The sequence below is a fragment of the Rahnella victoriana genome, from assembly GCF_004330295.1.
GTDB lineage: Bacteria > Pseudomonadota > Gammaproteobacteria > Enterobacterales > Enterobacteriaceae > Rahnella > Rahnella victoriana.
The window spans coordinates 55,496-68,310 of the sequence record NZ_SJOJ01000001.1 but is presented as its reverse complement, the minus strand read 5'-3'; the positions used below and the strand labels follow the sequence as shown (position 1 = coordinate 68,310).

Annotated in this window: 11 protein-coding genes; 4 read left to right on the top strand and 7 right to left on the bottom strand. The window is 53.1% G+C overall.

Annotation, left to right across the window (positions count from 1 at the left end):
• Positions 1-108: 108 nt before the first annotated feature.
• The 3 genes from EYY67_RS00310 to EYY67_RS00300 all read right to left on the bottom strand — a co-directional run bounded on the left by EYY67_RS00310 (position 109) and on the right by EYY67_RS00300 (position 3,122).
• On the bottom strand, positions 109-543 hold the full coding sequence (locus EYY67_RS00310; protein WP_095921320.1) for a DoxX family protein: 435 nt from the start codon (positions 541-543) through the stop codon (positions 109-111).
• 212 nt (positions 544-755) lie between these two features.
• A complete protein-coding gene (locus tag EYY67_RS00305; protein WP_095921321.1) occupies positions 756-1,691 on the bottom strand; it encodes a Kdo(2)-lipid IV(A) acyltransferase in 936 nt (311 codons plus the stop codon).
• A 333-nt stretch (positions 1,692-2,024) separates the two neighbouring features.
• Positions 2,025-3,122, bottom strand: a complete 1,098-nt coding sequence (locus tag EYY67_RS00300) for an NADH:flavin oxidoreductase/NADH oxidase (protein ID WP_095921322.1) — start codon at positions 3,120-3,122, stop codon at positions 2,025-2,027.
• 230 nt (positions 3,123-3,352) lie between these two features.
• On the opposite strand from EYY67_RS00300, the gene trhO reads away from it, so the two are divergent.
• A complete protein-coding gene (trhO, locus tag EYY67_RS00295) occupies positions 3,353-4,408 on the top strand; it encodes an oxygen-dependent tRNA uridine(34) hydroxylase TrhO (protein ID WP_095921323.1) in 1,056 nt (351 codons plus the stop codon).
• Between the two features lie 69 nt (positions 4,409-4,477).
• On the opposite strand, the gene EYY67_RS00290 is transcribed toward trhO, so the two are convergent.
• Both EYY67_RS00290 and EYY67_RS00285 read right to left on the bottom strand, forming a co-directional pair.
• Entirely contained in the window at positions 4,478-5,053 is a 576-nt protein-coding gene (locus EYY67_RS00290) for a YceI family protein (protein ID WP_131692684.1), read from the bottom strand.
• A gap of 53 nt (positions 5,054-5,106) precedes the next feature.
• Positions 5,107-5,652, bottom strand: a complete 546-nt coding sequence (locus EYY67_RS00285) for a cytochrome b (RefSeq protein WP_095921325.1) — start codon at positions 5,650-5,652, stop codon at positions 5,107-5,109.
• A 532-nt stretch (positions 5,653-6,184) separates the two neighbouring features.
• Here EYY67_RS00285 and EYY67_RS00280 point away from each other — a divergent pair.
• From EYY67_RS00280 to EYY67_RS00270, 3 genes are read left to right on the top strand one after another with little or no spacing between them, the layout of a single operon-like run.
• Complete coding sequence (locus EYY67_RS00280; protein WP_131692579.1) at positions 6,185-7,327, top strand: efflux RND transporter periplasmic adaptor subunit; 1,143 nt, start codon at positions 6,185-6,187, stop codon at positions 7,325-7,327.
• Between the two features lie 9 nt (positions 7,328-7,336).
• Positions 7,337-10,432 carry an efflux RND transporter permease subunit gene (locus EYY67_RS00275; protein ID WP_131692578.1) on the top strand — a complete coding sequence of 1,032 codons (3,096 nt, stop codon included), beginning with the start codon at positions 7,337-7,339 and terminating at the stop codon, positions 10,430-10,432.
• A 25-nt stretch (positions 10,433-10,457) separates the two neighbouring features.
• On the top strand, positions 10,458-11,495 hold the full coding sequence (locus EYY67_RS00270) for an AI-2E family transporter (RefSeq protein WP_119826491.1): 1,038 nt from the start codon (positions 10,458-10,460) through the stop codon (positions 11,493-11,495).
• Here EYY67_RS00270 and EYY67_RS00265 read toward each other — a convergent pair.
• Complete coding sequence (locus EYY67_RS00265) at positions 11,492-11,956, bottom strand: MarR family winged helix-turn-helix transcriptional regulator (protein WP_119826489.1); 465 nt, start codon at positions 11,954-11,956, stop codon at positions 11,492-11,494. The two genes, EYY67_RS00270 and EYY67_RS00265, sit on opposite strands and share 4 nt — an antisense overlap.
• A gap of 117 nt (positions 11,957-12,073) precedes the next feature.
• A complete protein-coding gene (locus EYY67_RS00260) occupies positions 12,074-12,742 on the bottom strand; it encodes a LuxR C-terminal-related transcriptional regulator (RefSeq protein ID WP_131692577.1) in 669 nt (222 codons plus the stop codon).
• Positions 12,743-12,815: the final 73 nt, after the last annotated feature.

Sequence of the window (12,815 nt, the reverse complement as noted above, 5' to 3'; positions counted from 1 at the left end):
ACAGAGCGGGCGAAAACGCAAAAAAAAACGGCCAGCGATAAGGCTGGCCGCGACAGACACAGAATTAAAAAACAACCAAAGAGTCAGACTCAACAGATAAAACGGGTATCAGCGCAGGGCTTCATTTTTCATTACAGAGTAACGGCCGCTGCCCAGGAACATGATCACCAGACCGCCGAAGAAGTACAGGGCTTCGCCTTCCAGTCCCCATGCACCGACTTCGGTGACGGTGAAGAATTTACCGCCGACCACCAGGAAAACTGCCACTAAAATGTTGAATGCCAGAACCAGCGCCGCAGGGCGGGTAAAGATGCCCAGAATAATCAGTACCGGCGCAATAACTTCACCGATGTACGCACCGTAGGCAATAAAGCCCGGCAAGCCGTCCGCCTGTAACATTTGGGCTATCCAGCCCACGCCATTTTCCATTTTTGCCACGCCATGAAATAACACCAGAATACCGAAAGTCAGGCGTAACAGAAGCTTACCGAAGTTCTGATGATCAACTGCACGGGTAAAAGCGGAATTCAGTTTAGCCAACATAATACGTTCCTTTTAAAGGTAACATGCCTTCGCAGAGGCGAGGGGTCACGCGGCTCCAAATTCAGCGGAGTAATCACGTGGAGAAATTATGCAGAGAGTATTGGCCTAAACGGGGCGGGATAAAATCTGATAAGTTTGAAGAAGTCTGTGAAAAAAATTGATGAAGCAAATCAAAAAACCGGACCCGTCGGGAAAGGACCGGTTTTCGGGGATTAATCGCTGAGGGCTTTATAGAGTGAAGGTTCACCCTGCGGACGCGTTTTGAACCGGCGGTGCAGCCACATGTACTGTTCCGGTGCCTGACGAATTTCATCCTCAACCACTTTGTTCATGTAGGCGGCAGCGACCACTTCATCATCCAGCGGGAAGTCAGCCACCTGAGGGTGAATGATCATCTCGTAGCCTTTGCCATTGGCGAGGCGACGCGGAGTGAAAGGGATGATGGCGGGTTTGCCCATCCGCGCCAGCAGATAAGTCCCGGTGGTGGTTGCCGCTTTGTCGACGGCAAAGAACGGCACGAAGACGCTGGCGCGCGGACCGTAGTCATGATCCGGCGCATACCAGATAATGTCGCCTTGTTTGAGGCTGCGGATCATCCCTTTGAGATCTTTACGATCCAGCATGCCTTTATTCGAACGCATGCGGCCTTTGGTCTGGATCCAGTCCATCAGCTTATTATCGTGCGGACGATACACCCCGACGCCTGGATTGTGGATGCCGAAAATGCGTGCGCCCAGTTCCAGTGTCAGGAAGTGGACACCAATCAGCAGCACGCCCTGTTTGTTGTCGCGTGCGCGCTGAATATGCTCCAGACCGCTGACTTTAAACCAACGCTCGATGCGCCAGTCAGGCCAGAACCACGCCATGCCGGTCTCAAATAATCCCATCCCCACGGACTCGAAGTTTTTCACCACCATGTCTTCCCGCTGTTCCGGGTGCATGTCGGGGAAACACAATTCGATATTGCGTTGAGCGATTTTGTAACGGCGTTTCAGGAAGCGCATGGAGAAGCGACCCAGTCCGGTACCGATGCGATAAATCACCGGATAAGGCAGTAATACCATTGCGTACAGCAGCCCCAGACCCATCCAGGTGAGCCAGTAGCGTGGGTGCAGTAACGAACGGTTAAAGGTAGGTACCTGAGTCATAGATTCTCTGCGTCAATGTATCGAAGTAGAAAGTTTATAAGCTCTGTCTAGTGCAGCAGCCTGCCACAGAAATACGGCCACATTTCAATACGAAATGCGCATTGTCCGATATCTTTTGCAGCAAAGTGACACATTGTGGCACTTTTTTTGAATGAGGTGAAAATTCACGGCACTAATACCTCATTTTACTTATGGATTGTCTGAATGGAAAACAATGTGGTTTCTTTATGAGCAGGCATTCATTTTTCAACGGCTCACCGCTCAAATATCAGCAGAGAAGCCCTGTTTGTCAATGAAAGGGCAGCCCTGAACGCTGCCCTTGTGATGCGGGGATTATTTCGGCAGGAACAGGCCTTTCACACTGTGCGGTTCGCTGCGCCAGTATTGTTTCGGTGCCGCGACTTTCGCGCCCAGTTTCGCCGCCGCGTGCCACGGCCAGCGCGGGTTATACAAAATGCCGCGAGCCAATGCGATCATGTCCGCCTGCCCGGTACCGATAATCGCTTCCGCCTGCTCCGGTTCAGTGATCAGACCGACGGCAATCACCGGCATCCTGACATAGCGTTTAATGCCGTCCGCAAACGGCACCTGATAATTCGGGCCGACGGTAATTTTCTGATGCGGGCTAAGGCCACCGCTGGACACGTGAATATAGCTGCAACCCAGCTCATCCAGGGCTTTGGCGAGTTCAATGGATTGTTCCAGATCCCAGCCACCGTCGACCCAGTCGGTGGCGGAAATACGCACACCGATGGGTTTTTCTGCCGGAAATACCGCGCGGATTTCCTGGAAAATTTCCAGCAGCAGGCGCATGCGATTTTCCAGCGACCCGCCGTACTGGTCGGTACGCTGATTTGAAAGCGGTGACAGGAACTGATGCAGCAGATAACCATGCGCACCATGCAACTCCAGCAGATCAAAGCCCAGACGGTCGGCGCGACGTGCGGTGTCCACATAGGCTTTTTTCAGTTCAGCGATACGCTCCGCTGACATCGCCTGCGGGGCTTCAGTGCCTTCCGCGAAGGCCAGTGCTGAGGGTGCAACCGCCTGCCAGCCGCCAGCGGATGACGGGATTTGCGCGCCGCCGTTCCACGGTGCCGCGCAGGAGGCTTTACGCCCGGCATGTCCGAGTTGCAGGCCGAGGGGCATATCGCTGTTTTCGCGCAGGCCGGTCACTAACTCGTTCATCGCGGCTTCGGTGACATCATCCCATAAGCCTAAATCCTCAGCAGAAATACGCCCGACGGCTTCTACCGCGGTCGCTTCGAGGATCAGTAAACCGGCACCGGAAAAGGAGAGTTGCCCGAGGTGTGCGTGATGCCAGGACGTGGCTTTCCCTTCGTCGGAGGAATACTGGCACATTGGCGCAATCACAATGCGGTTAGCGAGCGTCAGTTCCCCTAACGTAATAGGTTCAAAAAGCTTACTCATGTTTCATGCCCCTTAAAATTCAGCGTGGTGAATGGATTGCAAAAATGGATAACACCTAAGAATAGGTTATCGCATTTCAAAAAAGGACAATGATCAGCAGGTGTTTTTCTTCAGACGAATTTGCAACGGGAGATGTCCTCATTGTTGCTTTAATGTATAATCTTGCCGCTTCAAAAGTAGCTATTCGGTACCCAATAGTTAAATTCCCCTGAAAGACAGGAACGTACACCATGCCAGTGTTACATAACCGTATTTCTAATGAGGAACTCCGTGCGCGCATGTTGGCTGAAACTGAGCCGCGCACCACGGTTTCTTTTTATAAGTATTTCCAGATCGAAGATCCGAAAGCCTTTCGTGATGCCCTGTACATCAGCCTGACACGCCTTAACGTGTTTGGTCGTATTTATGTGGCCAAAGAAGGCATTAACGCGCAAATCAGCGTACCGCAAAGTCAGTTTGAGGCGTTTAAAGCTGAGCTGTTTTCCAGCCATCCGGCGCTGGACAATATCCGTCTGAACGTCGCGCTGGAAGATGACGGCAAATCCTTCTGGGTGCTGCGTCTTAAAGTGCGTGACCGCATTGTGGCGGACGGCATTGAGGATGCGTCATTTGATCCGTCGAACATCGGTGAATACCTCAAAGCCGAGCAGGTTAACGCCATGATCGACGACCCTGACACGTTGTTTGTTGATATGCGTAACCACTATGAATACGAAGTGGGCCACTTTGACAACGCGATAGAAGTGCCGTCTGACACCTTCCGCGATCAGCTGCCGATGGCCGTTGATATGCTCAAAGAAGACAAAGACAAGAAAATCGTGATGTACTGCACCGGCGGGATCCGCTGTGAAAAAGCCAGCGCCTACATGCTGCATAACGGTTTTAAAAACGTGTATCACGTGGAAGGCGGCATTATCGAATATGCGCGCCGTGCCAAAGAGCAGGGGTTACCGGTCAAATTCAAAGGGAAAAATTTTGTCTTTGATGAACGTATGGGCGAGCGTATCTCGGATGATGTGATCTCACATTGCCACCAATGCGGCGCGGCCTGTGATAGCCACACCAACTGCAAAAACGACGGTTGTCATCTGCTGTTTATTCAGTGCCCGACCTGTGCAGCAAAATTTGACGGTTGTTGCAGCGAAATCTGTATGACCGAGCTGAAGCTGCCGGTTGAAGAGCAACGTGCCTTGCGCGCCGGTCGTGAAAACGGGATTAAGATTTTCAATAAATCCAAAGGCCTGCTGCAAACCACCATGCATATTCCGGCACCGGAAAACGACTGACCAGCACCGGCATAACAAAAAGCCCTGAACAGCAATGGCCGTTCAGGGCTTTTTTGTGGGCGCAGTGAATTACTTCTCCTGTACGCCTTCGACAGAAATGATCAGCTCAACATTCTGCGATGCCGGACCGAGATCGGTCGTGATGCCGTAATCCTTCAGTGCGAGGGTGCCTGACGCTTCAAAACCTGCACGGTATCCGCCCCACGGATCCTTGCCCTGACCGAGCAATTTCGCCTGAAGTGTCAGCGGCTTAGTCACACCGTTCAGCGTAAAGTCGCCGGTCACGGCCAGATTTTCACCTTCCTTTGTCACCGATGTTGATTTGAACGTGGCTTGCGGATGTTTGCCAACATTCAGGAAATCCGCGCTGCGCAGATGCTTGTCACGCTCGGCATGGTTGGTAAAGACGCTGGTGGTGTTGATGGTCACATTCACTTTATCCGCCGTGGGATCTTTCTCATCAAAGGTGAATCCGCCATCGAAATCGTTAAAGCTGCCGTAAAGCCAGCTGTAGCCTAAGTGTTTGATACGAAATTCAATAAAGGCGTGCTGACCTTCTTTGTCAATCTTGTAGTTCGCTGCTGACGCAGTACCGGCGGCCAGTAACAGCGACGCCAGTGTTAAACCCAGAGTGGTCTTTTTCAACATGGTTATTCTCCGTTTATCCATAATGTGAACTGCAAAAGTAAAGAGCCGGTTCAGCGCCCCAGCATGCGCGTCAGGGTGCTGTCGCGATCGATGAAATGGTGTTTAAGGGCGGCAAGGGCATGGAAACCTGAAACAATCACAATGCCCCACGCCATCCATAAATGCAGCGTGCCGGCGATATCAGCCTGTTGGTCGAGGCCGGACAGGGTGGCGGGGATTTCAAACCAGCCGAAAACACTGACCGCCTGGCCTTCCGCAGTGGAGATCAGATAGCCGCTGATCAGGATGCCAAACAGGCCAACAAACAACAGCACATGCGCCAGCCAGGCGCCGATGCGGGTTTTCGCGCTGTAACTGTCCAGTGATTTCGGTGGCGGGGAAATAAACCGCCAGGCAAGACGAAATACCATCGCCGCAAAAATCAGGATGCCGATACTTTTATGTAATTCCGGCGCCCGGTGGTACCAGGTATCGTAATAACCCAGTCCGACCATCCATAAACCCAGCGCAAATAAGCCATACACGGCCAACGCCACCATCCAGTGGATGATGATGGAAATAGAACCAAACCGGGCCGGGGTATTTTTCCACAGCATAGGGTGACATTCTCTTCAGAATTAATATTTCTGGAAAGTAAACATTTGGAAACATCCTTGCAAACATTTATTTTCAATTTGAGCAATTAAGTTAACTCTTTCATTATTTTTGATGCTAATTGCGTTGTTTTATTCAATGGTTTCGTTTTTGTTTAAGGATAAGGCAGGGAATTATCTGATGCTCAGGCAGAATGCGGGTTTGTAAGGTTTTGTCACTGTCGGTAAAGTTATTCTTAGAACTAAAAATTTGAGTAAAAATAACAATCACAGGCGTGATTAATAATATTGGGTGTTTTGGGATGTGCTGAAAATATTACGCGTTGAATATCAATATTTATTAAATAAAGCGTAAAGAAATGACAGGTTAGTCATTCATCTGATCGAGATCAGTTTATGACGGCCAGTGCTATTTATAATCCTTTTAAAATCGTATTAGGATTTTCTTTATAGATTAATATTTGATGTTTGCCGGTGCATGCGTTTTTAATGAAATCAGAAGCGCGGCATCCGACATCACATGGAGAGTGACATTATGTTTCCTGCAATTCATCGCTTTATCGCTATACCAGCACTGATGGCATTATTTCTTTCCCCTCTGGCCGTGGTGGCTGCACAGCCTTTGCCCACGGTTGCGACCACGACCATTCAGACCCAACCGGACGGCGTCAGCCGGACATATCTCGGCCGCCTCGAGGCCGTTCAGGCGGTGAATATCACCAGTCGTACCGAAGGCTTTATCGCCCGCCGTGCCTTTGAAGAAGGGCAGTTTGTGAATGCCGGGGATGTGCTGTATGAAATCGAACCCGCGCTGCATCAGGCTGCCGTCGCACAGGCCAAAGCACAACTGGACAGCGCCAATGCTACCGCGCGGCACGCGCAGACCCATCTGAACCGCATACAGCGTCTGGGCGATGCGCGTACCGTCAGCCAGTCTGACGTCGATACCGCGCTGGCCGCCCGTGATACCGCCCGCGCCGCCGTGGCACAGGCGCAGGCCGCGCTGAAAACCCAGGAATTACAGCTGAGCTATACCCGCATTACCGCCCCGATTTCCGGCCGTATCGGCGTGAGCCATTTTCACACCGGCAGTCTGGTGAATCCGGCCAGCGGCGCACTCACGGAAATCGTCCAGCTTGATCCGGTGCGCGTGGTGATTTCGGTGAATGAGCGCGATGTGCTGAGTGCCAGCCACAGCAGCGGCACGCTGGAAGACGCTTTTTCTGCCAGCAATATGACGCTCTCTTTGCGCTTATCCGACGGTTCGCCGTACATGAATGCGCCGGTACTGGAATCTTTAGGCAACCGTATCGATGCCCAGACGGGCACATTGCCGGTCAGGCTGTCGGTGGCGAATCCTGACCACCGCCTGTTGCCGGGAGGCACGGTGAATGTGGCGGCAGAACCCAATTCCGCGCATAAGCTGCCGGTGCTACCGGCGCAGGCGCTGCAGCAAAACGCGCAGGGGCATTTTGTCCTGCTGGTGGATGCTGAACAGCGCGTGGAGGCAAGACCGGTGCGCCTCGGTGCGCAGACCGGTCAGGGGTATTTCGTGACGGACGGTTTGCAGGGGGGTGAAAGGGTGGTGACCGACGGCCTGCAATGGATCCAGCCCGGCATGAAGGTCAATGTACGGGGCGAAACAGACGCCTCAAACGCCACGGCGCAGAAACGTTAAGGAATAACAATGCTTCAGCAATTTATCAAAAGGCCCCGCTTTGCGGTGGTGATTGCGGTGGTGACCGCGCTGATCGGGGCGGTTGCGCTCAAGGTTATTCCGGTGGAGCAATACCCTGATATCACACCACCGGTGGTGTCTGTCAGTGCGGTTTATCCCGGCGCGAGTGCGCGAGACGTTGCGGAATCTGTCGCCGCGCCCATTGAAGCGCAGGTCAACGGCGTCAGCAACATGCTGTATATGTCGTCCAACAGCGGCAATAACGGCAGTTACTCGCTGACCATTACGTTTGCCAGCGGCACCGATCCGGACACTGCCGCCGTTGAAGTGCAGAACCGTATTTCGCAGGTCAGCTCGCGGCTTCCGCCGGAAGTGCTGAGCACCGGCGTCTCGGTGCGTAAACAGGCATCGAATATCCTGATGGGGATCAGCCTGCTTTCTCCTGAAAATACACATGACATGCTGTTTATCAGCAACTTTGCCAGTATTCAGCTGCGTGATGCGCTGGCGCGTGTGGACGGTGTCGGCGATGTGCGGGTATTTGGCTCGCGTGACTACAGCATGCGCATCTGGCTGGATCCGCGCAAAATGGAAGCGCTGGATGTCAGCAGCATGGAAATCAGCGCAGCCATCCGGGACCAGAACGTACAGGCCGCCGCCGGGCAGATTGGCGCGTCGCCTAGTCCTTTGATGCAGCAGCAAACCCTGACCATCAGCGGCGCAGGGCGTCTGAGTTCGCCGGAAGAGTTTGGCAATATTATTGTGCGGAAAAATGCCCACGGCGGGTCAGTTCGCTTACGCGATGTCGCCCGCATTGAACTGGGCGCGCAGGATTATCAGGTCAATGCAACGCTGAATCAGACGCCGTCGGCTTTCCTGTCGGTCTATCCCGCGCCGGGCGCCAATGCGCTGAATGTAGCTGAGGCCGTACGCGAAGAGATGTCGCGTCAGGCGCGTAATTTCCCGGACGATCTGACCTATGAAATCAAATTCGACTCGACGCAGTTCGTCAGCGCCACACTGGATGAGATTGCGGTGTCGCTGGTGCTCACTTTTATCGTCGTGCTGTCGATTGTTTATCTGTTCCTGCAAAGCGCGCGGGCAACCTTTATTGTCGCCCTGACTATTCCGGTCTCTTTACTGGGCACCTTTGCCGTGCTCTACGCCTTTGGCTATTCCGCCAACACACTGAGTTTGTTCGCCATTATTCTGGCGCTGACGGTGGTGGTCGATGATGCCATCGTGGTGGTCGAAAACGTCGAGCGCCTGATGATGGAAGATCCGTCGCTCGGGCGCGTGGCGGCCACCCGTAAGGCGCTGAAACAGATTGCCGGGCCGGTTATCGCGACGACGGTCGTGTTGCTGGCGGTGTTTGTGCCCATCGCGGTGCTGCCGGGCATTACCGGCGCGCTGTATCGTCAGTTTGCGGTCACGCTGTCGGCGGCTGTTGTCCTCTCAAGTATCAACGCGCTGACGCTGACGCCTGCGTTATGTGCAACTCTTCTCCAGCCGCGTCCTGAAAAACCGGCTCGGGTGTTCCGTCTTTTCAATCAGGGACTGGACAGGGCGCGTAATGTCTATGTGCAGGCCACGCGACATATCAGCAAGCATGTGCTGACCAGCGTGGTTGCGGTGCTGGTGATTGCCGGCGCTTGCGTATGGGGTTACAGCAGCCTGCCAAAATCTTTCCTGCCCGATGAAGATCAGGGCTACTTCTTTGTGAATGTGCAGTTGCCTGATGGTGCGTCGCTGAACCGCACCGACGCCGTGCTTGGCGACATGCAGCAAATTCTGCAAAAAGATCCGGCGGTGGAGGATGTGATTGCCATCAGCGGCTTCAGCCTGCTGAGCGGCGGCAGTTCGCCAAATGCCGCTTTTGGCATCGTGTTGCTGAAACCCTGGGGCGAGCGCAGCAGCGTGGATCAGGTGATCGGACGCCTGCAACCGGCAATGGCGGGCATTCCGTCGGCGATGATCATGGCGATCAATCCGCCCGCTATTTCCGGGCTGGGGACTGCCTCCGGACTGGATTTACGCCTGCAGGCATTGCAGGGACAATCGCCGCAGGAACTGGCCGCAACCGGACAGGCGCTGATTCAGGCCGCTAATCAGGATCCGCAACTGAGCCGTGTGTTTACCACCTTCAGTGCGTCCGTGCCTGAAATTGCATTAAGCGTGGATCGCGACCGCGCCGCGTTGTTGCAGGTGCCGGTCAGCCGGATTTTCGGCACATTGCAGACATCACTTGGCGGCGTCAACGTCAGCGATTTCATTATCAATAACCGTCTGTTCAATGTGCAGATGCAAAATGAAATGGAAGATCGTCAGCGCGCCGACCAGATTGCCACGCTGACGGTACGCAGTGATAACGGCTCGCTGGTCAGTATGGGGAAAATGGTCGAACTGACGCCATCTCTTGGCGCGCCATTTATTACCCAATACAACCAGTTCCCGTCACTGGCGATCAGCGGTTCAGCGGCGCCTGGCGTGAGTTCCGGTGAAGCCATGGCGCAGATGGAGGCCATTCTCAGCGAGAAACTTCCGGCGGGCTACGGCTACGAGTGGACCGGCATGTCGTTGCAGGAAATTCAGGCAGGCGGTCAGGCGATCCTGATTTATGCCGCCGCCTTGCTGTTTGCCTATCTGTTCCTGGTGGCGCAATACGAAAGCTGGAGTATCCCTCTGGTGGTCATGATTTCAGTGATTTTTGCGGTGTTTGGCGCAATCGGCGGTCTGCACATGGCAGGGCTGAGCAACGACGTATATGCTCAGATTGGTATGGTGCTCCTTATCGGGCTGGCAGCGAAAAATGCCATTCTGATCGTCGAGTTCTCAAAAGCGAGAAGGGAAGAAGGGGCGTCGGTTAGCGAAGCGGCACAGGATGGCGCAAAACAGCGTTTCCGCGCGGTAATGATGACCGCGATCTCCTTCATTCTCGGGGTGTTACCGCTGGTGATGGCGACAGGCGCGGGGGCGATGAGCCGTCATATTATTGGTGTCACTGTATTCAGCGGCATGTTGCTGTCCACGACAGCAGGGATCCTGTTTATCCCGGCGCTGTATGTGCATATCCAGCGTTTACGTGAATGGGTGAAATCCCGCTGAGGATCCGCAACATCAGGAGAAAGGTTTGCGCAAAACGATCGTAACGACTCAGGGCCTGAAAATGGTGGTCATGATGGCCATGCTGGTGGTGATTTTCGCGGGCATCAAATCGGCAGCTGACATCATCGTGCCCTTTATTCTTGCGCTGTTTCTGGCCTTTGTGCTCAATCCGCTGATTGTTCTGCTGGAAAAATGGCGGGTGCCCCGTGCGCTCGCCGTTTTACTGGTGGCGACGCTGGTGATCTGCATGATGGTCTTTCTGACCAGCAAGCTACTGGTGACGCTCAATGAATTTGCCCGTACCTTGCCGCAATACCGCGGGCTGATTGTTGAGAAACTGAGTGACATTGAAGCCTGGTTTCCGCAAGGCGAGCTGACGTTATCGCCAGACCAGCTCGCCAGCCATATTGATCCGGCCGCAACTTTGAATCTGGTGAGTAAGCTGATCAGCTATTTGTCGAATGCGATGGCGGGGTTGTTCTTACTGCTGATGACCGTCGCCTTTATGCTGCTTGAAGTGCCGCAACTGCCCTATAAAGTGGAACAGATGTCGGATGATCCGGGGAAGGGGATGGCGAATATTCAGCGGGCGCTGGACAGCGTGACGCGTTATCTGGTGATCAAAACGCTGATCAGCGTGGTAACCGGGCTGGCGGTGTGGGCACTGCTCGCCGTGATGGGGATCCGCTTTGCGTTCCTGTGGGGGATGCTGGCGTTTGCGCTGAATTACATCCCCAACATTGGTTCTTTTCTGGCCGCTATCCCGCCGATTATCCAGGCATTTTTGTTCAACGGTGTCAGCGAGGGGTTGATTCTGACGGGGGGGTATATCCTGATTAATCTGGTGTTTGGCAGCATCATTGATCCCCGCATTCTCGGACGGGGTCTCGGGTTGTCGACGCTGGTGGTGTTTATGTCGTTGATTTTCTGGGGATGGCTGATGGGGCCGGTGGGGATGCTGCTTTCGGTTCCGCTGACCATCGTGCTGAAAATCGCCCTTGAACCGACCGCTGCTGGACACAAAATTGCGGTGCTGCTGGGGGACGGCCCCCCGAAACGCTAGCGTGACGGTTGATCTTCAATACGCTGGGCCAGCGATTCGATACTTTGCAAGGCGGTCATCAGTTGCTGACGCGCCGGTAAATCCAGACCATCAAACAGGCGGTCAATGGCTTCCTGTTTCGGTTTCCTCACCTGCTGCAAAGCCTGTTTCCCGGCATCGGTCAGTTCCAGCAGTTGTGAACGCCGATCCGTCGGATGGCGCTTGCGCAGCAACAGCCCGTCTCTGTCCATCGCATCAATGGCATCGGTAATGGTTCGCGGCGATTGTTGCAGCGCGATAGCCAGTTCCGCCGGGCGGCAGGTGCCTTCGTGGGCAATGGCCGTCAGCAGCTTTTCGCGCGCCAGCGACAGCCCTTGCGCCGACATAGCGGCATCGACTTGTTTTCTCATTAAGCGGATCACGGAAAGCAATGTTTCGGTGATTTCTGCGGGGGTGGCATGTGCTGATGTAGGTGTCGTCATTTTATGAGGTTGCTCAAGATAAGTCTGCTAAGCTCAACGCTATTGTAGGCCTCTGAGATCATAGTGCAACCCGCGCTGAAAAAATGCCCCGCTAAGCAGGGCATATTCAGTGAAGTATCAGCTAAAGGATTTGTATATCTGCTGTAAATCGTCTTTGATCTGACGGCTGATCGGCGTGGCAGAAATATCATCAATCGGCCAGAACATGTACTTGATCAGGTTGTAAATAAAACAGAATTCCAGACGATTACGGACTTTGATTTTTTGCGCCAGATGACGCTTATGTACATACACCGTACGGCTGCTGATATTCAATTTTCGGGCGATGCGGTAGTTCGGCATTTCCGACATCCAGTAACACATCACCAGAATTTCCTGATCACTGAATACCGTTTTCGGGATGGAAAAGTTATTTATCGGTGTAAACGATTCGGGGTCTAATGCTATCTCTTGCAATAATGCCGTCAGTGATTGTTTGTTAAGAATAAAAACTTCGCGGGTGACAGAAATCGGTGTATCGCAATCAGGATAATTAGCATCAATATAACAATATATCCGCGCATTATGGCGGAACTCAAAGAATGCTTTTAACTCTTCAGATAATTCCGCATTATGACAATGCGTTGTCATATTCACTAGAATGATATCTGGTTGGAACTCAGGAATAATATTCAGTGATTGAGAAATATTCACAGTATCAATCAGATCAATGCTATCATTCTCAACAAGATAAGAGAACATTCCGAGACGGGTAAAACCACAGGGTTCGATTATACAAAGTTTCATATCACGTCCTTGTCATGCGTATCATTACGCGATGGAAACCACTCCTGTGATTTCTGCGTCTAGCATATTTTTT